26 protein-coding genes are annotated in these 24,709 nt (G+C 37.7%); 9 read left to right on the forward strand and 17 right to left on the reverse strand.

Going from position 1 to position 24,709, the window contains the following annotated elements:
- Nucleotides 1–7 precede the first annotated feature (7 nt).
- Nucleotides 8–442, forward strand: a complete 435-nt coding sequence (locus tag COD92_RS24830; RefSeq protein WP_176541003.1) for a DUF1885 family protein — start codon at nt 8–10, stop codon at nt 440–442.
- Between the two features lie 560 nt (nt 443–1,002).
- Here the strand turns inward: COD92_RS24830 and lpdA are convergent.
- The 5 genes from lpdA to COD92_RS24860 form a co-directional block, all read right to left on the reverse strand.
- The gene (lpdA, locus tag COD92_RS24840) at nt 1,003–2,418 is read right to left on the reverse strand and encodes a dihydrolipoyl dehydrogenase (protein ID WP_098526966.1); all 1,416 of its coding nucleotides are present in this window, start codon (nt 2,416–2,418) and stop codon (nt 1,003–1,005) included.
- A 4-nt stretch (nt 2,419–2,422) separates the two neighbouring features.
- Nucleotides 2,423–3,721, reverse strand: a complete 1,299-nt coding sequence (locus COD92_RS24845) for a dihydrolipoamide acetyltransferase family protein (RefSeq protein ID WP_098996603.1) — start codon at nt 3,719–3,721, stop codon at nt 2,423–2,425.
- 114 nt (nt 3,722–3,835) lie between these two features.
- Nucleotides 3,836–4,813: an alpha-ketoacid dehydrogenase subunit beta gene (locus tag COD92_RS24850; RefSeq protein WP_098996604.1), complete on the reverse strand. Its 978-nt coding sequence runs from the start codon at nt 4,811–4,813 to the stop codon at nt 3,836–3,838.
- Between the two features lie 3 nt (nt 4,814–4,816).
- Complete coding sequence (pdhA, locus tag COD92_RS24855; protein WP_098526963.1) at nt 4,817–5,932, reverse strand: pyruvate dehydrogenase (acetyl-transferring) E1 component subunit alpha; 1,116 nt, start codon at nt 5,930–5,932, stop codon at nt 4,817–4,819.
- Between the two features lie 483 nt (nt 5,933–6,415).
- Nucleotides 6,416–7,075, reverse strand: coding sequence for a YkyA family protein (locus COD92_RS24860; RefSeq protein WP_098996605.1), 660 nt, complete (start codon nt 7,073–7,075; stop codon nt 6,416–6,418).
- Between the two features lie 176 nt (nt 7,076–7,251).
- On the opposite strand from COD92_RS24860, the gene def reads away from it, so the two are divergent.
- The 3 genes from def to rnjA all read left to right on the forward strand — a co-directional run bounded on the left by def (nt 7,252) and on the right by rnjA (nt 10,135).
- Nucleotides 7,252–7,806: a peptide deformylase gene (gene def / locus COD92_RS24865; protein WP_098526961.1), complete on the forward strand. Its 555-nt coding sequence runs from the start codon at nt 7,252–7,254 to the stop codon at nt 7,804–7,806.
- Nucleotides 7,807–8,251: 445 nt separating this feature from the next.
- Nucleotides 8,252–8,464, forward strand: a complete 213-nt coding sequence (locus COD92_RS24870; RefSeq protein WP_098526960.1) for a DNA-dependent RNA polymerase subunit epsilon — start codon at nt 8,252–8,254, stop codon at nt 8,462–8,464.
- Between the two features lie 3 nt (nt 8,465–8,467).
- Nucleotides 8,468–10,135: a ribonuclease J1 gene (gene rnjA / locus COD92_RS24875; protein ID WP_098526959.1), complete on the forward strand. Its 1,668-nt coding sequence runs from the start codon at nt 8,468–8,470 to the stop codon at nt 10,133–10,135.
- A gap of 80 nt (nt 10,136–10,215) precedes the next feature.
- Here rnjA and COD92_RS24880 read toward each other — a convergent pair whose 3' ends face one another.
- The 12 genes from COD92_RS24880 to COD92_RS24935 all read right to left on the reverse strand — a co-directional run bounded on the left by COD92_RS24880 (nt 10,216) and on the right by COD92_RS24935 (nt 20,337).
- Nucleotides 10,216–10,875, reverse strand: coding sequence for a potassium channel family protein (locus COD92_RS24880; protein ID WP_098526958.1), 660 nt, complete (start codon nt 10,873–10,875; stop codon nt 10,216–10,218).
- 59 nt (nt 10,876–10,934) lie between these two features.
- A complete protein-coding gene (locus tag COD92_RS24885) occupies nt 10,935–11,843 on the reverse strand; it encodes a DUF4349 domain-containing protein (RefSeq protein WP_098996606.1) in 909 nt (302 codons plus the stop codon).
- Nucleotides 11,844–11,961: 118 nt separating this feature from the next.
- On the reverse strand, nt 11,962–12,417 hold the full coding sequence (locus COD92_RS24890; protein ID WP_098526956.1) for a TlpA disulfide reductase family protein: 456 nt from the start codon (nt 12,415–12,417) through the stop codon (nt 11,962–11,964).
- A 59-nt stretch (nt 12,418–12,476) separates the two neighbouring features.
- Complete coding sequence (locus COD92_RS24895) at nt 12,477–13,025, reverse strand: peroxiredoxin (protein ID WP_098526955.1); 549 nt, start codon at nt 13,023–13,025, stop codon at nt 12,477–12,479.
- Between the two features lie 280 nt (nt 13,026–13,305).
- Nucleotides 13,306–14,424, reverse strand: a complete 1,119-nt coding sequence (locus COD92_RS24900) for an N-acetyldiaminopimelate deacetylase (protein ID WP_098526954.1) — start codon at nt 14,422–14,424, stop codon at nt 13,306–13,308.
- Nucleotides 14,425–14,512: 88 nt separating this feature from the next.
- A complete protein-coding gene (dapD, locus tag COD92_RS24905; RefSeq protein ID WP_098526953.1) occupies nt 14,513–15,238 on the reverse strand; it encodes a 2,3,4,5-tetrahydropyridine-2,6-dicarboxylate N-acetyltransferase in 726 nt (241 codons plus the stop codon).
- Nucleotides 15,239–15,291: 53 nt separating this feature from the next.
- Nucleotides 15,292–16,179 carry a transcriptional regulator CcpC gene (locus COD92_RS24910; RefSeq protein WP_098526952.1) on the reverse strand — a complete coding sequence of 296 codons (888 nt, stop codon included), beginning with the start codon at nt 16,177–16,179 and terminating at the stop codon, nt 15,292–15,294.
- A gap of 55 nt (nt 16,180–16,234) precedes the next feature.
- Complete coding sequence (locus COD92_RS24915; RefSeq protein WP_098526951.1) at nt 16,235–17,737, reverse strand: MDR family MFS transporter; 1,503 nt, start codon at nt 17,735–17,737, stop codon at nt 16,235–16,237.
- 57 nt (nt 17,738–17,794) lie between these two features.
- Nucleotides 17,795–18,238, reverse strand: a complete 444-nt coding sequence (cbpB, locus tag COD92_RS24920) for a cyclic-di-AMP-binding protein CbpB (protein ID WP_098526950.1) — start codon at nt 18,236–18,238, stop codon at nt 17,795–17,797.
- A gap of 115 nt (nt 18,239–18,353) precedes the next feature.
- On the reverse strand, nt 18,354–18,590 hold the full coding sequence (locus COD92_RS24925) for a YkuJ family protein (protein WP_098526949.1): 237 nt from the start codon (nt 18,588–18,590) through the stop codon (nt 18,354–18,356).
- Nucleotides 18,591–18,809: 219 nt separating this feature from the next.
- Complete coding sequence (locus tag COD92_RS24930; protein ID WP_098526948.1) at nt 18,810–19,052, reverse strand: hypothetical protein; 243 nt, start codon at nt 19,050–19,052, stop codon at nt 18,810–18,812.
- Between the two features lie 73 nt (nt 19,053–19,125).
- Nucleotides 19,126–20,337 (reverse strand): EAL domain-containing protein, encoded by a 1,212-nt coding sequence (locus COD92_RS24935; protein WP_098526947.1) that lies wholly within the window; start codon nt 20,335–20,337, stop codon nt 19,126–19,128.
- A 139-nt stretch (nt 20,338–20,476) separates the two neighbouring features.
- Between COD92_RS24935 and COD92_RS24940 the strand changes: the two genes are divergently transcribed.
- From COD92_RS24940 to COD92_RS24960, 5 genes are all read left to right on the forward strand, one after another.
- On the forward strand, nt 20,477–21,328 hold the full coding sequence (locus COD92_RS24940; RefSeq protein WP_255295297.1) for a C39 family peptidase: 852 nt from the start codon (nt 20,477–20,479) through the stop codon (nt 21,326–21,328).
- A gap of 127 nt (nt 21,329–21,455) precedes the next feature.
- Nucleotides 21,456–22,334 carry a metallophosphoesterase gene (locus COD92_RS24945; protein ID WP_098996607.1) on the forward strand — a complete coding sequence of 293 codons (879 nt, stop codon included), beginning with the start codon at nt 21,456–21,458 and terminating at the stop codon, nt 22,332–22,334.
- 123 nt (nt 22,335–22,457) lie between these two features.
- Entirely contained in the window at nt 22,458–22,937 is a 480-nt protein-coding gene (locus COD92_RS24950) for a YkyB family protein (RefSeq protein WP_098526945.1), read from the forward strand.
- 221 nt (nt 22,938–23,158) lie between these two features.
- Nucleotides 23,159–23,359: a hypothetical protein gene (locus COD92_RS24955; protein WP_098526944.1), complete on the forward strand. Its 201-nt coding sequence runs from the start codon at nt 23,159–23,161 to the stop codon at nt 23,357–23,359.
- Nucleotides 23,360–23,513: 154 nt separating this feature from the next.
- The gene (locus COD92_RS24960; protein WP_098996608.1) at nt 23,514–24,668 is read left to right on the forward strand and encodes an aminotransferase A; all 1,155 of its coding nucleotides are present in this window, start codon (nt 23,514–23,516) and stop codon (nt 24,666–24,668) included.
- Nucleotides 24,669–24,709 lie beyond the last annotated feature (41 nt).

A 24,709-nucleotide genomic window follows, 5' to 3' on the forward strand; every position in this document is an offset into this window, starting at 1 on the left:
AATGGTGATGGCTGTAAATGCATTTATTAAACTCGTGCCCTCATCTGGTAAACAATCAATCACAATCGAAGAAGTAAAAGAATTATTTCATTATTATAAAAATATAACAGCAAAAACAGGTGACCAATTAAACTGGCAGTACGGGGAATCAGCATTTCCATATGATATAAAAGAAACAGAATCCAGTAAGGGAAAGGCATTTTATTTGCATTCTGACCACGAACGCTACAATGCCATTTTAATTGGTGTTGATAAGGAAACTGTAAAAGAGGAAGATGGCACAGAAAGAGTGCAGCAATACATACAAGTAACATTACCGGAACAATCGACACATGGAGATAAAGGAAAGGCGAATGAATTCTGCAAATTCCTTGCCAAAAAACTACAAGGAGAACTTCACCTCTTTAATGACAGAGTCATGTACTATTATCCAAGAAAATAAGACTTAAAAAGACTCCAACTCTCGGGCGGGGTCTTTTTAGTGTACAAAAAGAGCCAGAGTATAATGGATAGATGTATATATCACCAGGCTTAGGGCTGTAATAAACAGTGTTTTTCTCACTGATTTGGTCACATAGTTTCCTAGCATTAATGCCAGGTAAAAAAACACAAAAAACATCATTACCTTATAAATGAGTTGATCGTGCTTTGAAAGCCATTCAATGAGTGTATAACCGCTCCAAATAATAAATTGTAATATAATCACGAGATAGACCTTCATTTTTATCACCACGCAAAAGACATTGATCTTTTAGTTAAGAACAAAGACATTGGCTAGTGTTTTAAATATATGTTTCATTTTAAGCAGTTAGAGATAATTATTGAATTCTTTTAGAGTCTCTCCTCCTAATTAAAGCATTTAATACTAGATAAATTCGCTACTAATGAATAAAGTCCTTTCCCATTTCGGGAAAGGACTTTACTAATATTATAATTTATATCAAGGTCATTCGGAATTGTCCAGGCCATATACCGCTGACCAGGCCGCTTGCGCTTTTCCTATTACTTAATAATATGAATTGGAGTTCCAAGAACCACTTCAGCAGCTTCCATGGTAATTTCTCCAAGAGTTGGGTGAGCATGGATAGTAAGTGCTAAATCTTCTGCTGTCATACCAGTTTCAATTGCTAATCCTAATTCAGCAATCATATCTGAAGCACTCGCCCCAGCTATTTGAGCACCAATAACTACTCCATCTTCTGCGCGAGTGATTAATTTCATAAATCCTTCGCTGCTATCAAGAGATAACGCACGGCCATTTGCAGCAAATGGGAATTTCGCCGCTTTGACCTTAATGCCTTCTTCTTTAGCTTGAGCCTCTGTATATCCAACAGAAGCTAATTCTGGGTCAGAGAATACAACTGCAGGAATGCCTAAGTAATCAATTTCTGATGGATGTCCAGCAATTGCTTCTGCCGCAATTTTCGCTTCATAAGAAGCTTTATGTGCTAATTGAGGACCTGCAACAACATCACCAATTGCATAAATATTGCTGATATTTGTACGACATTGCTTGTCAATTTCAATTAATCCACGTTCGCTTAAATTAATGCCAACCTGCTCTAAGCCCATTTCATCCGTGTTTGGACGGCGTCCAACCATGACGAATACATAGTCAGCTTCAATTTGCTTCGCTTCACCTTTTACTTCAAATTTTACTACTACACCATTTTCAGTTTCTTCTACACCCTTAGCAAATGCATTTGTATAGAATTCTGCGCCTCTTTTTTGCATAGTGCGCTTAACTAGTGAAGCCATCTGCTTATCAAATACACCAAGACCTAAAATCTCGTCAGCACCTTCTAAAATGGTCACTTGGCTGCCAAAGTTTGCATATGCACCGCCAAGTTCAATCCCAATAACACCGCCGCCAATAACAACGATTTTTTCAGGGATTTCATTTAAATTAAGGGCACCTGTTGAATTTAGAACGCGTTTAGAATATTTAAAAGCTGGCAATTCAATTGGACGAGAACCAGTTGCAATAATTGCATTTTTAAATGTATAAGTCTGAGCGGAATTTTCATCCATTACACGTAAAGTATTAGCATCAACAAAATATGCTTCCCCACGCGCAATGTTAACTTTATTTCCTTTTAAAAGTCCTTCAACACCGCCAGTTAATTTTTTAACGATTCCTGATTTGAATTCTTGAACCTTAGAAAAATCAACTTTTACGTTTTCAGCAGTAATACCGAATGATTCTGAATGTACCGCTGTTTCATAACGATGTCCTGCAGCAATCAATGCTTTAGATGGAATACAGCCCACATTTAAACATACGCCGCCTACATATTCCTTTTCAACAATCGTTACTTTTTGTCCTAACTGAGCGGCACGGATCGCTGCTACATATCCTCCAGGGCCCGCACCGATAACTATAGTATCTGTTTCAATTGGGAAATCTCCAACTACCATTTTCTTACGCCTCCATTAACAATAGTTCTGGATCGTTTAATAAACGTTTAATATGATTCATTGCATTTTGCGCAGTCGCACCATCGATCATACGGTGATCAAAACTTAAAGATAAAGCTAATACAGGTGCAGCTACAATTTCACCATTGCGAACGATTGGCTTTTCAGCAATACGACCTACACCCAAGATAGCTACTTCCGGATGGTTAATTACTGGAGTAAACCATTGGCCGCCTGCAGATCCAATGTTAGAAATTGTGCAAGATGCACCTTTCATTTCATTTGGAGCAAGTTTACCATCACGAGCTTTACCAGCTAATTCGTTAATTTCATTCGAAATAGTAAATACAGATTTACGGTCAGCATCTTTTACAACCGGAACTAAAAGACCTTTTTCTGTATCAGCAGCAATACCAATGTTGTAATAATGCTTATGAATAATTTCACTTGTCGCATCGTCAAGAGATGTATTTAGTACTGGGAACTCTCTTAATGCACTGGTTAATGCTTTTACGATATATGGTAAGAAGGTAAGCTTGATACCTTTTGCAGCTGCAACTTCTTTGAACTTTTTACGGTGTGCCACAAGCTTAGCTACATCGATCTCATCCATTAATGTAACGTGTGGAGCAGTGTGCTTAGAGTTAACCATTGCTTTTGCAATTGCCTTACGGATACCGCTCATTTTTTCACGTGTTTCAGGATATTCACCTTGTGGAATTGGAGCAGCAGCTTTTGGTGCTTCTGTCTTAGCTTCTTCTGCAGCAGTTGCTGTTACATCCGCAGCAGGAGCAGCTGCACCGCCGCTTAAGAACGCATCAATATCAGTCTTAAGAACACGGCCATTGTCTCCAGAACCTGTTACTAAACGAATTTCTACACCTTTTTCACGAGCATATTTACGGACAGAAGGCATTGCAATAACACGACGATTAGGGTCTGCCTCAGCTTGTGGAGCCTCCGCTGCTGGAGCTGCATTCTCTTGTGGTGCTGCAGCAGGAGCCTCAGCTTGCTTAGGAGCTTCCTCAGCATGCTCATCACCTTTAAATTGTAGGTTTTCGTATCCTGGCGCATCAAAAGTAACTAGAACTTGCCCAACTGTTGCGACAGTTCCTTCTCCAACAAGCACTTCTTGAACTGTACCCTCTACTGGGGATGGAATTTCAACTACCGCTTTATCATTTTGAATTTCACATAGGACATCATCTTCTTGGACTTTATCACCTGGTTTAACAAACCATTTGACGATTTCACCTTCGTGAATACCTTCACCGATATCAGGCATTTTAAATTGGAATGACACAGAGATTCATCTCCTATTTTTCATATATTTTTAGGAATCTTAAGTAAGCATTGGGAAAAGAATGTCTTTTCCCAAATACAATGATTTTCTACAATAATCTTACAAGAGCGTTTATTAGAAAGTTAATACTTTTTTAGCAGTCTCAATAACATCTTTATAGTTAGGAAGCCATACTGATTCAGCTTGTGGGAACGGGAATACAGTATCTGGAGCAGCAACGCGTAATACAGGAGCTTCCAAGCTTAAAATAGCACGATCGTTAATTTCAGCTACAACATGTGCTGCCACACCAGCTTGTTTTTGTGCTTCTTGAACAACAATTGCACGGCCAGTTTTTTCAACAGATGCAACAATTGTCTCAATATCAATTGGACTTACAGTACGTAAATCAATAACTTCTGCAGAATACCCTTCTTTTTCTAGCTCTTCCGCAGCTTTTAATGACTCATGGACCATTGCACCGTAAGTAATAATGGATACATCAGTACCTTCGCGTTTCACTTCAGCTTTTCCTAGTGGAATGGTATATTCCTCTTCAGGAACTTCTTGACGGAATGAACGGTATAATTTCATATGCTCAAGAAAAATAACAGGGTCATTGTCACGGATGGCTGAAATAAGCAGACCTTTTGCATCATAAGGAGTTGATGGAATAACAACCTTGACGCCAGGAGTTTGAGCCATAAGTCCTTCTAAGCTGTCCGCGTGCATATCAGGAGTATGTACGCCTCCGCCAAATGGTGAGCGAATTGTTACAGGAGCACTATATCTTCCTCCTGAACGATAGCGTTGACGAGCTAATTGACCTGCAATGGAGTCCATTACTTCAAATACAAAGCCGAAAAATTGGATTTCTGGAACTGGACGGAATCCTTGTAAGCTTAGACCTACTGCTAAACCACCGATTCCTGATTCAGCTAGGGGTGTGTCAAATACACGGTCTTCGCCAAATTCCTGGTGCAGCCCTTCAGTTGCACGGAATACACCACCGTTTACGCCTACGTCTTCACCGAAAACTAACACATTCGGATCATTTCGTAATTCCGTACGTAATGCATCTGTAATTGCTTGAATCATTGTCATTTGAGCCATGGCTTACTTCGACTCCTTTTCTTTATATATTTCATATTGTTCTTTTAAGGTTTCCGGCATTTCTTCATACATAATAGACATTAAATCTGTCACCTTTTGTTTTGGTGCTGCATCAGCTTGTTTAAGCGCTTCTTTGATCTCTTCTTTTGCTTGTTCAATCACTTCAGTTTCTTTTTCTTCACTCCATAGTCCTTTGTTTTCAAGGAACTTACGGAAACGTACAAGTGGATCTTTCTTTTCCCATTCATTATCAAGATCTGCTGTACGGTAACGAGTTGGGTCATCCCCAGCCATGGTATGTGGACCATAACGGTACGTTAATGTTTCAATAAGAGTAGGACCCTCGCCATTAATTGCACGCTCACGAGCTTCGCGAGTTGCAGCATAAACCGCTAACGGATCCATACCGTCTACGACGATTCCAGGAATACCTGCTGCAACAGCCTTTTGTGCTAATGTTTTAGCCGCAGTTTGCTTTTCACGTGGTGTTGAAATGGCAAACTGGTTATTTTGGATAACAAAGATAGCTGGTGCTTTATATGCACCTGCAAAGTTGATACCTTCATAGAAATCACCTTGAGATGTTCCACCGTCACCTGTATAAGTAATGGCAACAGCCTTAGTTCCACGTTTCTTGAATCCAAGTGCAACCCCAGCAGTTTGAACATACTGAGCCCCAATGATGATTTGTGGGTGAAGAACGTTAACACCTTCAGGAATATTCATACCTTGAAAATGTCCTCTAGACCATAAAAACGCTTGTGATAATGGTAATCCGTGCCAAACAATTTGCGGTACATCACGGTAACCAGGCAAGATAAAATCTTCAGTTTCAAGCGCGAATTGAGAGGCAAGCTGGGACGCTTCTTGTCCTGCTGTTGGCGCATAGAAACCTAATCTTCCTTGACGGTTTAAAGAAATTGAGCGCTGGTCAAGAATTCTCGTGTAAACCATCCGGCGCATTAATTCTTGAAGCTGTTCATCAGTCAAGTTAGGCATTGCTGCTTCGTTGACAACCTCACCTTGTTCATTAAGGATTTGAAGCGTTTGAAATTGTTCTTCTACAGCTTCGAGTGCTTTCTTGGCATCAAGCTGGGCGTTCTTAAGTTTAGAAGCCATTGTGTCATCTCTTCCTTTCTATTTAGGGCCTATTTTTTAAAAATAAAATCCACTATTTTAGATTACCCAAAAATTGCGATTAAACATTATTTTAAAGCAACTTGTCATTGGTTCATCTATTTTGATATTACATAAGTTTCGAGGCCTGGATATGGATGGATACATACTATGAACTAGTGTTTCACAGAAAAGATAAGATAAAACGAAAAGTTCCGCTCTAAAATATTATATTCTGTATCACTATTTTATGTAACATCATTAGTACAACTTTTATCACACTTATGAGTGTACAACTTTTACTTTATGTCGTCAAATACTAAGTTTTATTATTTTTCATTAAATAACCGTTTTTTTTTTACTATCCTGAAATAAAACTGTATTACTCGATAAGCCAAACTGTTATATACAATGTCACATTTTAGACACTTGTTATAATATAGAAAAAAATCGACTGTAGGTCAGCCGATTTTGGGATAATCTCCTTTACTTTGTCTTTATTCCTGCCTTTTTATAAAATGAAAGTTTTTTTTCATTATATTGTTCGGTATATTTATTAAACTGTTCATTTGCCGCGTATACTTTTTTATAAGAATCATTTAGCTTATTAATTTGAGCTTCTAGAACTTCTAGGGGCAGATTTTTATTTTTAAACATCTGATATAATTCTTTATCATATTGAAGAGACTCAGAGTACTTCGTATACAATTCTCTATGTGCTTCATATCTTTTCATCATAATATCATAAAGATCATTAGCAGTTTCCTTAAGTTCGGGATCATCTAATTGATTTTTAAGGTCAGCAACTTTAGCAAATTCCTGTTCTGATTCTTTAAGGCTTGTTGTTTCTTTCTCAAAAAGTTCTTTTCGTTTATCAGCTAAGTCAAGAGCTTCATCTGAAAGTTTAACAATCTGATCATATTCTTTCATTCCTTGTTTAATAATTTGATCATATAGTTCTTTTTCCTGTTTTTCTAATGTAACTAATGGTTCTTGCTGTTCTTCAAATACCTTTTCCTTATTAACAACATCTTCTAAGACATTATACATTTCATCGACGGGGGTCTTTTTTTCTGTACATCCTGATAAAATAAAAATAAAAACGGTAACAAATATTAGGATGCTGCTTTTTCCTTTGAATAACAATTTTTAACCTCCTTACTGTGCAATTCCTACTATATCTGTATAAAGTTTATTTGACAATATCTAACTGCTCAAAAGACAGATAGAAATCACAATGTAAACAATTATTAACATTTTGGCTTTTGTTTGATAGACTAATGCTGGTGACTAACTTTATGGAACTTTAGGAGTGAATGTTCATGCTAACAATGGAGAATATCATTCGGGACGGGCATCCTACCCTTCGAAAAGTGGCAGCAGAGGTATCCTTGCCGCCATCCGAAGAAGATAAACAAATTCTAGCCAGTCTTTTAGAATACGTAATAAACAGCCAAAACAGCGAAATTGCCGCAAAATATAGCCTGCGTCCTGGGATTGGATTAGCTGCTCCGCAAATAAATGTGTCAAAGAGAATGATTGCTGTTCATCTTATCGACGATAAAGGAACTTTATATAGCTATGCCTTATTTAACCCCAAAATTGTCAGTCATTCGGTCGAAAAAGCCTACCTTCAAACCGGTGAGGGCTGTTTATCAGTTGATGAGGCAATTCCTGGATATGTACCAAGGTATGCAAGGATTACTGTAAAAGGAGTGACACTTGAAGGAGAGGAAGTCAAACTTCGTCTGAAAGGTCTGCCAGCAATCTGCTTTCAGCATGAAATTGATCACTTAAATGGAATCATGTTTTATGACTATATCGATAAAAAGGATCCTTTCAAACCGGTTGAAGGAGCAGCCGTTATTGAAAGATAAGACACTGGCCTTTTCCTGAGGCCGTTTTTTTTGTTCATTTTTATTCCATCTTATACCATGAAAGATTACCTATTTTCCTCATATAATAATAGTAAAAAAATATCTACAGTAAAAAAATTTCAATTATCTGCCATTGCTTGCTTTACTTTGGACAAGGTTCGTATAAAATAAAGGTAAGGAGATGATCCACTATGTTAAAGAAGCTAAGGAAAAAGCTTTTAAAACAGTGGAACGATTTACTTAGAAAAAAATCCATTGCCTAATTTTTTAGAGGGCCCTTCAACCTTGCGAAGGGCTCCTTCATTATTGTACATTGTAGTAATATGATTTAAATTTACATACTTTTCATATATAGTCCACGGAGTCTCCAAAGAAAATAAATGAAAAAGATGAAAATATTTTATATAATAGAAAAAGTTATGATTCAGTAAGGAGCGAATTTGTCATGATATTTAAAGTTTATTATCAAGAGAGATTGACAGAAGTACCAGTTAGAGAGAACACTAAAACAATTTTTGTTGAAGGTGAATCCGTAAGAGATGTCCGAAAAAAAATCGCCGATCGCGGTTTTAATGTTGAACATGTACAAGAAGTTACAGGTGCTTATTTAGAATACGAACAACAAAATGAAGACTTTAAAGTATTGGAGATTGGATAATTTATGAAATTTGTAAAAAATGATCAAACTGCTGTTTTTGCCTTGGGCGGTTTAGGTGAAATAGGCAAAAATACGTATGCAGTTCAGTTCCAAGATGAGATTATATTAATCGATGCCGGTATAAAATTCCCGGAGGATGAATTATTAGGGATCGATTATGTTATCCCAGATTACACCTATCTGGTTAAAAACGAAGAAAAAATTAAAGGATTATTTGTAACCCACGGACACGAAGACCACATTGGCGGAATCCCATATTTACTTCGTGAAATAAATATTCCGATATATGGCGGCAAACTTGCCCTTGGGTTAATTAAAAATAAATTAGAAGAGCACGGATTATTACGAAATGCTAAGCTGATTGAGATTAAAGAAGATGATATCATTAAGTTCCGCAAAACATCCGTAACGTTTTTCCGTACCACCCACAGCATTCCTGATTCCTATGGTATTGTCGTAAAAACCCCTCCAGGACAAATCGTCCATACAGGTGATTTTAAATTTGATTTTACCCCGGTAGGTGAACCAGCTAATTTAACCAAAATGGCTGAAATAGGCAAAGAAGGGGTTCTATGCTTATTATCGGATAGTACCAATAGTGAAATCCCTGATTTTACAATGTCTGAACGCCGTGTGGGTGAAAGTATCGATGATATTTTCAGAAAAGTGGATGGCCGGATTATTTTTGCAACCTTCGCATCGAATATTCACAGACTACAACAAGTAGTAGAAGCTGCAGTTGTGAATGGAAGAAAGGTTGCTGTGTTTGGTCGGAGTATGGAAGCGGCCATTAATATTGGGTTAGATTTAGGCTATATAATTGCCCCTAAAGAGACATTTATTGAAGCAAATCAAATAAACAGATTGCCTGCAGATAAAGTAACAATTCTATGTACAGGCAGTCAGGGCGAACCAATGGCTGCCCTATCGAGGATTGCTAATGGCACCCACAGACAAATTCAAATTATTCCTGGTGACACAGTGGTCTTCTCATCCTCGCCTATTCCAGGGAATACCATTAGCGTAAGCAGGACCATTAATATGTTGTTCCGCGCTGGGGCAGAAGTAATCCATGGTAAGTTAAGCAATATCCATACTTCTGGACACGGTGGACAAGAAGAACAAAAATTAATGCTCCGCTTAATTAAACCAAAGTTCTTTATGCCAATTCACGGTGAATATCGGATGCAAAAAATGCATGCCAAACTCGCAGTTGATTGCGGGGTTGAGGAAGAGAATTGCTTCATTATGGATAATGGTGAAGTACTGGCGCTATCTGATAGCACTGCACAGGTTGCTGGAAAAATCCCATCCGGTTCCGTCTATATTGACGGCAGCGGTGTAGGAGACATCGGAAATATTGTTTTAAGAGATCGCCGTATTCTTTCTGAAGAAGGCTTAGTAGTTGTTGTAGTGAGTATTAATATGAAAGAATTTAAAATAGCATCGGGTCCGGACCTCATTTCCCGGGGATTTGTTTACATGAGGGAATCCGGTGATTTAATAAATGATGCTCAGAACCTAATCACTAAACACTTAAATAAAGTAATGGAACGTAAGACAAGCCAATGGTCTGAAATTAAGAATGAAATAACAGATACACTCGCACCTTTCCTTTACGAAAAAACAAAACGCAGACCGATGATTTTACCAATCATAATGGAAGTATAAGAAAAAGCGGAAGAGCCATGGCCCTTCCGCTTTTCGTTATTGTCTAGCTTCGGCCCTGTTCAAGGCGCCTCCGCTGTTCTTTATTCCAAGACTTTTTTCTCAAACCGATCAATATCAAGATCATTTCCAATCACTATTAATACATCATTAGTTTGTATAGTTTCTTTGGCTTGTGGGGAAACAATAATTTCTTCTCCTCTTTTTATCGCAACAATATTTAAACCGTATTTCTTACGGATATCTAAATCCATAATAGTGTTTCCCGAGAGCTTCCTATTTGCAGCAATCTCGACAATACTATGTTCTGCAGATAGTTCAAGATAATCAAGCACACTATTAGATGCTATGTTGTTCGCTATCCGCTTTCCCATATCTCTTTCAGGATGAACGACTTGATCCGCCCCAATTTTCCGTAGTACTTTTCCATGATAATCATTTTGTGCTTTAGCGGTAATCCGCGCTACCCCTAGTTCTTTTAAAATAAGGGTGGTTAAGATACTTGCCTGTATGTCATCACCAATGGCGACGATCACATGGTCGAAATTACGAATACCTAAACTTTTCAGGACATTTTCATCTGTTGTATCACCGACTACTGCATGTGAAGCAATCATGCTATATTGATTTACTCGTTCTTCATTGATGTCAATACCTAGTACTTCCATTCCTTCTTCACTTAATGTTTGGCATATGCTCCCGCCAAACCGACCAAGTCCAATTACTGCAAAACTCTTTTTCATGTAGCAAAACTCCCCTGTTTGTTCAAGTTAGTAAACTCTATAAAAACACGTTAAAACCCTTACTCCCGTTTGTTCTGCCTTTTTTTCTTATTATAATATAGATATACAAGAAAGCCTAATAGGACGAAAATGATCAAAATTGGCAGGTTCCCTAAAATAAAGACAACTACCCCAGAAAGTGCAGCCAATATTAGATTGGTACTGTACATAAATTGTTTTTTTGTTTTTTCCCATGTATTTAATTGATCCTTTTCAAGTTCAGGTACTACCACTTTAGTTTCATACAGGGTGATGCTCACTGTCGATAAGGACGTCTGATTTTCCAAATATTTCATTCTTCCTTCAATAACCTCTATTTCCTCTTGGACAGACGCTAAGTCGGCAGAAATCTTTAGTAAATCCTCTGTTTTAGCTGCATTTTTCATAAAGCTTAGGAGGCGCTCTTCAACAGCCCTTTTGGACTTCAACCGCGATTCGAGATCGACATATTCCTCAGTCACGTCTTGACCGTTAATATTCCTCTGCAGCACCTCGGCCGCCTGCCCCTCGGCATCATTTAAAAATTCCTGAAAATGAGCTTGTGGGATTCTCAATTTCATACTGCCGCTTACTTGTTCAGTCCCATCTTTAGTTACACTTGATTCTGCTATATATCCTCCGTATTTTTTAGCTTTTTCTTCTAGGTTTTGCACAGTATGCTCAAAATTTTTTACACGCAGCTCAAGTTCCGCCTGATAAATGACCATCTGGTTGTTAGCCTGAGCTTTTGCTGTATCTATAGATTTTTCCGCTTTAGGTAGCTCAGTTGAGGTCAATGACTTTTCACTTCTTCCAGACTGCGCTGAGTCCATTACTCCTTTATCCGAACTCATTTTTGCACTTTCATTTTCACCAGCCGAACTGCAGCCAGCCATTCCGAATAACATAACCATTAAAAAAAAAGATAATGCCTTTTTAGACAATCTCATTTTTTTGCCCCCTCTTATATCTATTTAAAAATACCGACGTTTATTTAAAGAGAAGGTTTCATGATTATGGTATATAAAAAAGAACTGTTCTTGATGTGAACAGCTCTTCTCATAAAATTTATTCTGTTTTTTCCATTTCATCCAGTACCCGATTAACACGCTTTTCAAGCATTTTCATTCCGCTTCCGCCTGCTTGGAAATGGCGGAGCTTGCCTTCACGATCAAAAACATAGTACGCTGGAACATATTGATTCTCAAACGCTTCTGTTAATTTATGTTCACTATCAACAAAAATCGGCTGAGTAATTCCATGCTCAGCAGCCACTTTTTTTATTTCTTCAAGGTTCAAATCGTCTTCTGAACGAGGCATATGAACCGCAACTACATTTAATTTCTCTTTATAATCATCACGGAATTGATTCACCTGAGGCATTGCTTCCTTACATAAATGGCAGCTAATAGACCAGAAATGAATTAAAGTTGGTTTTTCACCGACTAGCTCGTTTTTTGTAACTTGGCTGTTTAACCATTCTGTTGCCCCAGTTAATTCCGGCATTTCATCTCGTAACTTCATGACTAACCCCCCCGTTTAAAAAAGACCTAACGCATCAGGTTAGGTCTATCCTTATTTAATTAAACTTTCAATGTAGCTTGTCCCGGCTTCCAGTTGGCAGGACAAAGACCACCTGTTTGTAATGCTTGAAGGACACGTAATGTTTCATCTACATCGCGGCCGATGTTGTTGTGGTTCACAACTGAATATTTTAATTCACCTTCTGGATCGATGATGAATAGACCACGAAGAGCAACACCTTCTTCTTCAATTAACACACCATAATCACGTGCAACTACATGATTAGTGTCAGCAGCTAATGAATAATTTAATTGGCCAAGACCATTATTTTTACGATCTGTGTTAATCCATGCAAGATGTGTATGAATCGTGTCAGTAGAAGCCCCTACCACAACTGCATCTAGGTCTTCAAACTCTTCAAACCGGTCAGACATTGCAGTGATTTCAGTTGGACAAACAAAAGTAAAGTCCATCGGATAGAAGAACAATACTGTCCATTTATCGTTTTTCATGTTTTCTTCAAGGCTGACTTTTCCAAATTCTTTGTTTGGTAATACAGCCTCCATTTCAAAGCGTGGTGCTTGTTTACCCACCATACGTTCTGGCATTAGAATCCCTCCAAAAAGATTATTTAAATGAGTTTTCGAATAGCAAGACATTATTGCTAACCTTTTTCAATTCTCATTTTCGGACATCCCTGCATTTGGACCAATATTAAATTATAATTAATTAAAATATGTACTTACTATTAATTATAATCTAAAATTCCCTTTAGTCAGTTTTTCCTATTTCCACAAGAATAAACGACAATATGTATCATAATCCCTGATTAATTTTAACATAATTAACCATTTAAACAAAAGAATATGACTTTCCAGTCAGCCTTGATTAATTGCCTTTAAACGAAATATAGCTAGTTAAAACCCTTACAGCGACATCAATAGCCGTTTCATTTGGATTAAGTTTGGCATGATGAAGTCCAAACGGTGAATCTACACCCAGCCAAAACATTAATCCAGGTATTTCTTTGAGCATATATCCAAAATCCTCACCCGTCATAGCCTCCCGACATTCTACTACTGTTACATCGGTTTTGTTTCTAATATAATCAATAAATTCCCTTGTAACAGATTCAGTATTGTAGACTTGATGATACATGGCTCCGTAGTCTATTACAGTTTCACACTCATATCCCGTTTCAATCCCTTTAACAAGCGCTTCGATTCGATGCTTCACTTTTTTCATAGCTTCAGGTGATAATGTTCGGATGGTTCCCTCAAGTCTTGCCTTCTCGGCAATAATATTTTGTACGGTTCCACCAGTTATTTTTCCAATCGTTATTACGGCACTATCTAATGGATCAACATTTCTAGAAATAACCGTTTGCAGCTGGTTAACAAGAGAACAGGCAGCGATTACCATGTCATTGGTTTGATGCGGGTAGGCAGCGTGCCCGCCTTTCCCCTTTAGATCTATAAACAATTCAGATGTATTAGCAAATAATAAACCTTCTTTTAGAGCAATGGTTCCAACAGGATATTCAGGTGCAATATGAAGGGCAAATATTAAATCGGGCATCCATTCTTGCATCTCTTCCGATTTTAACATTGGTTCTGCTCCCCCAGGTCCTTCTTCGGCTGGTTGAAACACAAACAGAAGATTATCATTAATCGGATTATGGATGAAGTAAGATAGAACTCCTAAAGCAATCGTCATATGGAAATCATGGCCGCAGGCATGCATCCTTGCTTCGTGTGAAGAGGAAAAGGCTAAACCCGTTTCTTCGGTAATAGGCAGACCATCAATGTCTGTTCTATATCCTATTGTTTTTGAGGGATTTAGTCCATGAACCTTTATTAGTAATCCCGTTTTCCACTTTTTCATAGAAATTCGTTCTTGCGGGAATGAATCTATAATTGATAATAGATAGTTTTGAGTTTTAAATTCTTGAAAACCAAGTTCCGGAATTTGATGTAGATCCCTGCGTATTTCGATTAATGATTTCATTTAGATATCACCCTTTCTATCCCTATAAAAGAAGCGTGGATTAAAGTCCACGCTTTCACAATCAAAAACCATTCTTATGCTTGTCCGCCTATAATTGACGAAGCTCTTGCATGATTTCTGTTTTTGATTTTGTTTTTTCATCAATATCTTTAATTTTCTTTGCTGGTGTACCTGCAACAACTGTATAGGGCGGAACATCCTTCGTTACAACTGCACCTGCAGCAACAACAGAGCCTTTCCCAACTTTAACACCTTCAAGCACGACTGCATTGGCACCAATTAAAACATCATCTTCAATAATAACAGGTTGTGCTGAAGGCGGCTCAATTACTCCAGCTAATACCGTTCCTGCTCCGATATGACAGTTCTTACCAACAGTTGCTCTTCCGCCAAGAACTACACCCATATCAATCATTGTTTTTTCACCGATAACTGCACCAATATTGATGACTGCTCCCATCATAATGACAGCATTATCGCCAATTTCTACCTGGTCACGGATAGTGACACCTGGCTCGATTCTCGCATTAATGTGCTTTGTGTCTAACAATGGGATGGCTGAATTACGTCGGTCATTTTCGACCACGAAATCCTCGATTTTACCTTTGTTAGCTTCTAATGCTGCATTAATTTCAGCCCATTCACCAAAGACAACGCCTGTATTTCCATTAATAAAGGTTTTTGCGTCGTTTCCAAAATCAATACCCTCTAAGTCACCCTTCAAATAAACCTTCACAGGTGTAGATTTTTTACTATTAGCAATAAAAGCAATAATTTCATGTGCATCCATTTTTCTAACTTGCCCCCTAATCATGTACTAAAAAATACTTTAACAAACAAAAGAACTGAAAACAAGAAAAAACAACCTTATTCTTCAGAAGATTCGGCGATATATTCTTTAATCAGTTCCATAAATGCATCAACTTGTTTTAGTTGGAATGCAGATTCATACCCTAATAACCAAGTATCTCGTTTAAGTGGTACATTATTTTCATCAACTAAAGGTATTTTAAAAATATCCCGGTCCGCTTTCCTAAGTGTAATGGATGGCAATATGGCGTAACCAATACCATTGAAGGCCATCTGTTTGCATGTTTCTATTTGATCCACTACTACAGTTCTTTTTGGAGATGTTTTATAATTTCTCATCCACCAGTCTTGGATTTCTTGATAATAGTTAGAATCGCTTTTAAATTGGATAAATGGACGATCAGTCTTTAAAACTTGCTCCGGTTTGGTAATTTCCCGGTCGACAAGATAGAGCGGGTCATTAAAAAGGTGTACCTTTACCCCTTTCCAATCCGGAGTCCCGCGGATAATTCCAATATGTACCTGATCATCATACAAACATTTTAGAATTTCACTGCTCCAGCCTGTTACTAAGGATATTTTCACTTGTGGGTATTTATCAATGAATTTCTTTAAAACCTCTGGAAGCCAATTCTGGCCTACGATTGATGCAACGGCAATTTTTAATGTACCGGAAACACCTTCATGAAGAGAATCGATCGTTTCACGGACCTTCTCCTGTTTTGTTAAAATTTCGTTGACAAAGTCAATTACATGCTCACCGGCTGGCGTTAGGGATAACCCCTTTTGTGAGCGGATAAATAGCTTGGTTCCCCATTCCTTTTCAATCGTTTGTAATCGTTGCGAAAGAGCGGGCTGTGAGACAAACAGCCGCTCTGAAGCCTTTCTCATATTCATTTCCTGAGCTAAAACCGATAATAACTGAAATTCTGATATGGAAGACAAAGTCAAAACCTCTTTACTATTTTTGTTGAATTACTTAATTTGTGATTGTGAAAGACTATGATTCCATTTTCTTTTTAGGAATAAATAATATTAGCAGCATACTGATAATGGCAAAGGTTAATACAACATAATAAACAGAGTGTAAAGAGAAGGTCAGCCCTTCCTGCAAAATCCTTTTCACAGAGACAGTCAATTGATTTCGTTCAGCTACCTTTAAAAGCTTATCGGCATCATCAACGGTTAAAGACTTGTTATTCTCAGTAAAGAAATGGGCCATACGGTTATTCAGGATACCCCCTAGCAATGCTGCACCAATGGTATTCCCTAAATTTCGCATAAACATATTGGCCGCAGTCGCAATTCCTCTTTGCTGCCATTCTACGGTACTCTGAATGGAAACAATAAAGGCGGTGGAAGTAAAGCCCATTCCGGCACCTACAAGGAAAGAGCCGACAGCCGCCCAAACGGGTCCTGCCGAAGCCGACATAGTTACAAAGACCACACTGCCCAGTACTAAAAAGGCGCCCCCGATAATGGAAGTCTTTCGATAACCCATGCTAATTAACATCTTTCCAGAAAGAGTAGAGGCAATCGGCCAGCCGATTGACATGGTTGTTAATGTAAAACCTGCCACAATTGGTGTTTGTTCCATCACACCTTGAACAAAGGTTGGTAAAAAACTTGATATCCCAATTAAAATAATACCAGATGTCAAGGATGTCATATTTGCAACAAAAATGGATCGTTCCTTCCAGATGGAAAACGGCATAACTGGTTCAGTTGCTCTTCCTTCTTGAAAAACAAAAGCTATTAAAGCTAAGAATGTTATGCTCAGCAGCCCTATCAACTGCCATGACCCCCATGACCAGCGGCTCCCGCCTTCGATAAGAATAAACATGAGTGATGAGATAGTGATTGTTAAAAGAATCGCACCTAAATAATCTATTTCGTGCCTTTTCTTTACAACATCTTCATGCAGGAATAACCAAAGTCCAACCAATGATAGGAGTCCAAGAGGAATATTAATCCAAAACACATAATGCCAGCTTACATATTGAACAAGTAAGCCGCCGACAGCGGGCCCCGTAATGGCTGATATCCCCCATACGCTAGAGAGATAACCCTGAATTTTGGCCCGTTCCTCAGTAGTATAAATGTCCCCTACAATCGTAGTAGCGATTGGTGTAACAGCCCCTGCACCAAAACCCTGAATCAACCGAAAAATAATCAGGGTTTTCATGGAACCAGCAAGCCCACAAAGAATAGAACCAATTAAAAAGATTATTATTCCTATGGATAGAATTGGTTTTCGGCCAAATAAATCAGATAGTTTTCCATAAATGAGGACAGTAACCGAGTTCATTAAAAGGTATGCAGAGAAGACCCAGCTATAAAGGGTAAAACCACCCAAATCCGCAACAATTGCCGGCATTGCTGTCGAAACAATCGTTGCTTCAATTGCCCCCATAAACATGGCGAGCATTACCGAAGCAAGTACTAGTGACTTTTTGGTTTGCTTTTTTTTCGGAGTTCCAAACGCTTCAATATCAATACTCATTGCACACCTCTCATCCTAAAAAAATAGAGCCCCCAAATGGGAGCAGAGAACTATTGGTTATTTCTTAAACCTCTTGACCACTTTATTTAATTGATTTAATACGGTACTTCTTGGTAGAATTCCTTCAAAAAAACCTTCTTCATTTTCAACACAAAGAAATGGATGATTTACCAATAAATCTAAACACTGACTAATAGATGCTGAAATTCCCACTCGAGGAATAGAGCTTTTCATTACCTCTTCTACCCGCTTATTTTCAAGCTGCTCAAATTCTATCCGTTCAAGCCCCAAAATGGAATCCATGATAATGGGAGTACTAATGAGTCCATGCAGCTTGTAATGTGGATCTAGGACGGGTATGGCAGTATATCCACTTTTCGTTAAAACCAATAAGGCATGTTCAAGATTATTTCCAATTTGCACATGAGCAACTCGCTCAGAAGGTACCATTAATTGTTTAATTGTTAATTCTAAAAATTCCCCGCTAGGAAGACTAATCATAAGTCGAATACTCCTCAATAAATGTTTTTCTACAGACTTATTCTATCACAGTTTCCAGGAGTCCGCGTTAATTTTAAAACCGTTTTCCATAGAAAAAAGGAACCATGATAGGCTCCTACTGAATTAAATCAAAGATTTCAATTGTGATCATATCAATGTTATCAAATTGGTATCTTTTTGGCTTTTCCTTCTCGTTATATATTTCCAATTCAAATGTTTCAGTTTTTGGATGAAAGGTGACCTGACATTTTCTTTCACCATTTACTTCAAAATAACGTTGTGCAGGCTCACCACTTGTTGATTGTTCCTGAAGGTTTTTTAACCTTGTTAATATACCTTGTAGCTGTGACATACAATTATCCTCCTTTTAACACAAACAAACTGTCTACAGTTATGTTTCGCATTTGGCATCTTTCTATCCTTCTCGATTGATTTCAAAATTTGACAGCCAAATTTTTATGCCAATATTAACAGAATAAAATAATAGAGTCCATTTGTCCAAGTAAAAATGAAGAAATCATGATTTTTTTAACAAAACATGAAAAAATAGGCCTCTTTAACAGAAGACCTATCAATAAAATGTGATGGCATAAAAAAGGACGATAAACAATAATAAAGCAAAAAAGATTCCGTAGGCTATGAAAATTGGATTTCTTGTATAAATATTTTTTTGAACCGGTTTAGAGATTTGTTGATCATGACCTAAGTTACCAGAGGCTGCCTTATGCTGTCTCGCAACTGAAAATGAATAAAGGAGGGAAAAAGCAAGCACTCCAATAATCACGATGGCTAAGATATCGACAAAAAGATTCATAAACAAGACTCCTTCTAATGAGTGTTATTTATAAAATCCCACTCCATGAATCAATCTATACCTTCTCGGGAGCTTACAATAATTGGTCATGTTCAAATAAATATCGATAGGAAATATCAATAAATAGATAATCGTGTTCGTTCATTGGGAAAGAAAAGGTACGAATCGTTTCGCCTGTTTCAATATCACCATACAAATCGGATAATCTTCCTTTTTGTTCATGCCGCATCTTGATAATATTTTCCAAAAAATACGGTCTCCAGCTCCAATTTTTATTTAAGTATACGGATTGTGTCGTCCAGCCATTTTCCCCTTTAAAAATATTAGCAGATTTTTGAAATCCATCCTCATCACATACATACATCCGAAAAGCTATATCATCCATTTCCTTAATTAATGCTTGAAATAACGCTTCATAACTCGCCTTTTTATTTTTGTTCACAATGTCCTGAACCATAGTTTGAAAATACTCGGCCGTGGTATAGACAGCTTCTAATTTCCGCTTCTCATAAGCAATGAAATCATGAAATTTCTCCTTTAAGCGATACTTGAGGAGATCCCGATTAATAAATTCCTCAGTGGGAGGATGTAAGTAAAAACCTTGATAATAATGTCCGCCATTTTTCCATGCAAACTGAAGCTGATAACTCATTTCAATATTCTCAAAAAGAAGAGTGGCCCCTATTTTCCTTGCCAAGAGTGATAGGGAGAACAAGACGTCAGTAAAATTTACACCGATAGCTGTTGATTTTAAAGCTTGAAGATTTATTTTTAAAATATCAGGCTCAAGGTGTCCAATCCGCTCAAAGTAGTGACTTTCGTCGCCAATACTTGCCATCGCAATCTTTAACCCATATGTTCGATAATATTGGAGGAGATGATCGAATTGATCTAAATCCCCTTGATAATTTCGATCAGAAATTTCCAAAATTATCCGTTTTAAACTCAATCCCTTTTTTTCAAACTCTAAAAGTTCTTGTAAAAATGGTTCCCCATGTCCATACATTAATAACTCTGCATTTCGGTTTAAAAAGATTAGGACATCCTCGTCAAGATTCAACGCCTTTTCGAGTGCCTTTTTAACGACTATTAGGTCCACTTCGTATTTATATTCATCCGGAATTTGATCATCATGAAAAAAAGCTCCCAGACTGATGACATTTCCATTTGATTGATATCGCCCCAATACTTCGTAAGCTATAACGCTCTGCTCATCCGCATTAAATATCGGTTGAAAATAAGGAAAGACATTTTCAAGATCCGATAATATTTCCAATGCATCCATCCGATTTCCTCCATATAATTTTTCTCATTATACGATACGCTTCATTTCCGCTTCTCGTTCTTTTCCAAAAGGATACCATTATAGCATCGATGATACAATCATAACCTATATTCATGGCTTCCATAAAGGAGGTAGTTTTGTGAAAAGCCTATGTTTATTAGCATCTTTACTGACAATGTTTGGCTGCAGTCACTCGAATACCATTTCAAACCAGCAAGTTTCAGAGAAGGCAAAAATAACAAATTCTTCCAACATAACTAGAAATAGTAACCAGGAAACATTACGTAATAAGATAGACAGTAAATCTTACTCCATAAATGATATAAAGCAGCAGGTAACGAATGTTGAAGGTCAGCAAAAAGTTGATCATTCCGTTAGTACCACTCCAAGAAAGCAGTCTACATTGCTAAATGTCGTGTTAATTAAGCAAAATCCAGAATTAAGATATGGCTGTGAAGTGACCAGTTTGGCGATGGTTTTAAATTATGCTGGAGTTAAAACAGATAAAATGGATTTGTACCGAAGAATTCAAAAGGATCCGGACCCCCTTATTAAGTCGGCAAGTGGAAATATTTTACGCTGGGGGAACCCTGCTGATGGATTTGTCGGTGACATGACAGGAAGACGGGCAGGCTATGCCGTATTTGATAGACCTATGGTTGCTTTAATCAATCAAAAACTTCCGGGGAGAGCTGTAAATTTAACCAATCTGCCATTTGACCGGGTATTAGCGCATGTTTCTTCAGGGTATCCAGTGGTGGTTTGGACGACCGGAGATTACCGCCTTCCAGATCGCTGGGAAAGCTGGTATCATGGAAAGCAATTCATCAAAACACCGCTTGATTTGCACGCAGTGGTCCTAGTAGGATATGATCCAAATTATGTATTTCTGAATGATCCTTTGTCAGGACGAAAACAAGTACGGGTTAATAAAGAACAATTTATTAGATCATGGAAAGCATTGCAATCACGTGCGGTTAGTTACAAGTAGAAAGCAGTCTTTTTTGACTGCTTTTTTAGCATTTTTTCACCTTTTTTGAATAAACACTTACAAATAACCTTTTTATTGTAAAGAGATAACTATTGAGGCTAGTATAAAAGGCAGGATGGTTGAAATTATGGTTAGAAAGCAAACGAGAAGGACGTTTTTAAAAAAGGTAATGGGTTCTTTCCTGACGGTTCTCGGATTAAGTTCAGGGGGCTATTATTATGCCAATCGTATTGAGCCGTCCCTGTTAGAATTAAATGAATTGGAGATCAAGCATCCATTAATTCCAAAAGGTCTTGAAGGATTAAGGATTATTCAATTTAGTGATACTCATCTTGGCTTTCAATACGATTTATCGCAATTTAAAAAATTAGTGACCAAAATCAATCAATTAAAACCAGACATTATTTTATTTACTGGAGATTTAATGGACGAACCAAACAAATATACCAAATTAAATGATTTGGTCCCCATTTTAACCAAATTACATGCACCACTAGGGAAGTATTGTATTTTTGGCAACCATGATCACGGCGGCTATGGCTCAGAAATATACCGGAATATCATGGAATCTACCAACTTTAAGGTACTTTTGAACCAGTCTGTTAAAATTGAATTAAAAGATGGAAGCAGTTTTTATCTGGTAGGAATCGATGATGCTATGCTGGGTAACCCTGACTTGCCACTAGCCTTAAAAAATGTGCCTAACAATCACTTCAATTTATTGTTATCCCACGCTCCAGACCTTGCGGAAACTGCTGCACAATATCCAATTCATTGGCAGCTTAGTGGACACAGTCATGGTGGACAAGTTAAACTGCCAATACTAGGGGCACTAATTATGCCTCCTTTTGCACAAAGGTATCCAGAGGGCCTCTATAAGATTGAAGGTAAATATCCCTTGAACCTATATGTTAATAGAGGAATAGGAACAACCCGACTACCATTTCGGTTTATGGCTAAACCTGAGTTGACGATATTTATACTTAGATCGTCTTCGTTTACTTAAGAATCTGCCAATTCCATTTTCTTTAAAGTGAATCCGGACGAAAAACCGGAAAATATCTTCAACTTATTTCTATTTTCCTGAAAAAAAGATATAATATAGATGTAAAAGAAGAAAGGAGCCCATATGTTGAATCACGATCAGAGTTATCCTCGAACCAAATTAAATCTAACTATTGAAAACCTCTCCCAAGCTGTCTTTATCGTGAATCGCCATGCAAAAACAGCCGTTAACCCCAAATTTTTATACAAATTAAAACAGGAATCATTAAAAAAATTGATTGTTGAAGGAAAAGCTAGAAAGGTTGGCCTCCATTTTTCTGATCATCCACGAAATAGCCAGCAGCAATCCGATGTACTAGTTGAATGTGGAAAATATACATTTCATATTCCTCCCACAAAATCAGATTTTCAGGAACTTCCCCATCTCGGAAAACTAGATGGTAGTGTTAGAAATCCCAAGGCCCATATCTCCCTTAGCGCAGCTAAAGCCCTATTACAATCCTATACAGGAATTGCTGAACTGGAGAATAAGCCTTCTTACCCACGAAATAAACAACAAACCTACCAAAAACCTATTTTCAAAAAGTTAGGCGAACGCTACTAATCATCTGAAATCAAAGCCAGGAAGGTTCCTGGCTTTTTTGACTTTCTGGACTATTACAGGCGCTTCTGCTCTCTTAGTGTAAGCGATTTCTTATTTTTGCTACATCTTCTTGAGAATTTTGTGAACAACTCTTGCAACACATAGACATCAAAGTGATTCAGAACTACAATAATGTCGGGAAAAGAATTAAGCAGGATAAACTAATAAAGAGGTGCTTTACAATGAAGGGAACGGCTATCCTTTTTCAGGAACGGAATATTACGTTTATTGAAGATGTTGAACATTCCTTTTTCGAAAACATCAAAGAACAATGTGATTGTAAGAATTGCAACTGCCAAATAAATAACAAAGCAGTAGATTTTGGTTCAGTGTCGCCTGTTTTTTGGCACGAGGATGAAATCGACTGGGCATACGGATATTGATCCAAAAATATATCTAATATACATCAGAAACGGTATTGAAATACAATTCATGCCGTTTTTTTGTTGAGAGCATATAAAATAACTCAATTGTAGAACTTCCTCCTTAAATAGTCTATAATCATGATAATAATCGTTTGGCGGAAGGAAGTACATAATGGAACACTTAATCAATAAAAGAGTTAAGAACATTGAAATCTCCGGAATTAGAAAATTCTTTAATCTCGTCGCAGATTTGGATGACCTAATTTCCTTTACAATCGGGCAGCCCGATTTTCCTACTCCTAACCATGTAAAAGCAGCGGGAATTCAGGCCATTGAAGAGGATTTTACCTCTTATACACATAACGCTGGGACACTGGAATTAAGAAAAGCGGCAACTCAATTTGTACAAAAAAAATATGATTTACATTATCAACCTGAATCAGAGGTCATTGTCACGATGGGAGCTAGCGAAGCCATCGATATTGCCTTCCGCACGATTCTTGCAGAAGGATCCGAGGTTTTATTACCCGGCCCTATTTATCCGGGCTATGAACCGATTATACGGATGATGGGGTCCGTCCCTGTGCATGTCGATATACGGAACAATCAGTTCAGGTTTACATTAGAAATGATTAAACCTTATATTACGGACAAAACACGCTGTATTGTCCTGCCTTATCCATCTAATCCCACAGGCGTGAGTTTATCTAGCAATGAATTAAAAGAAATAGCAGAGTTTATAAAAGATAAGGACATCTTTATACTGGCAGATGAAATATATAGTGAACTTACCTTTGAGCATAAACATACTTCAATAGCCAGCTTCATAAAGGATAAAACGATTGTCATTAACGGATTATCGAAATCACACTCGATGACAGGCTGGAGAATTGGTTTTTTATTCGCACCTGAATACCTCACCAAACATATTTTAAAGGTTCACCAGTATAATGTGTCATGTGCCAATTCCATCGCCCAAAAAGCAGCGTATGAGGCCTTGACGGCTGGCATTAATGATGCCGAGGTCATGAAAGAGGAATATAGCAAGAGAAGAGAGTATGTTTATATGCGCTTAACAGGCATGGGACTTGATGTAGTAAAGCCTGATGGTGCTTTTTATTTCTTTGTAAAAATACCGGACGCAATTCCTTTAAATAGCTTTGACTTTGCCCTGAAGCTTGTTCATGAGACCAAGGTTGCAGTCGTTCCAGGCAGTGCATTCTCGGAATTTGGCGAAGGTTACTTCCGATTATCCTTCGCCTGCTCGATGGCAAATTTAGAACTAGGCCTCAACAAAATGGAATCTTTCTTTAGACAGTGGGTATAAAGAAAACCCTCACAGGACTAAACTGTGAGGGTTTATTTTGT

This window comes from Bacillus sp. AFS037270 (assembly GCF_002585305.1).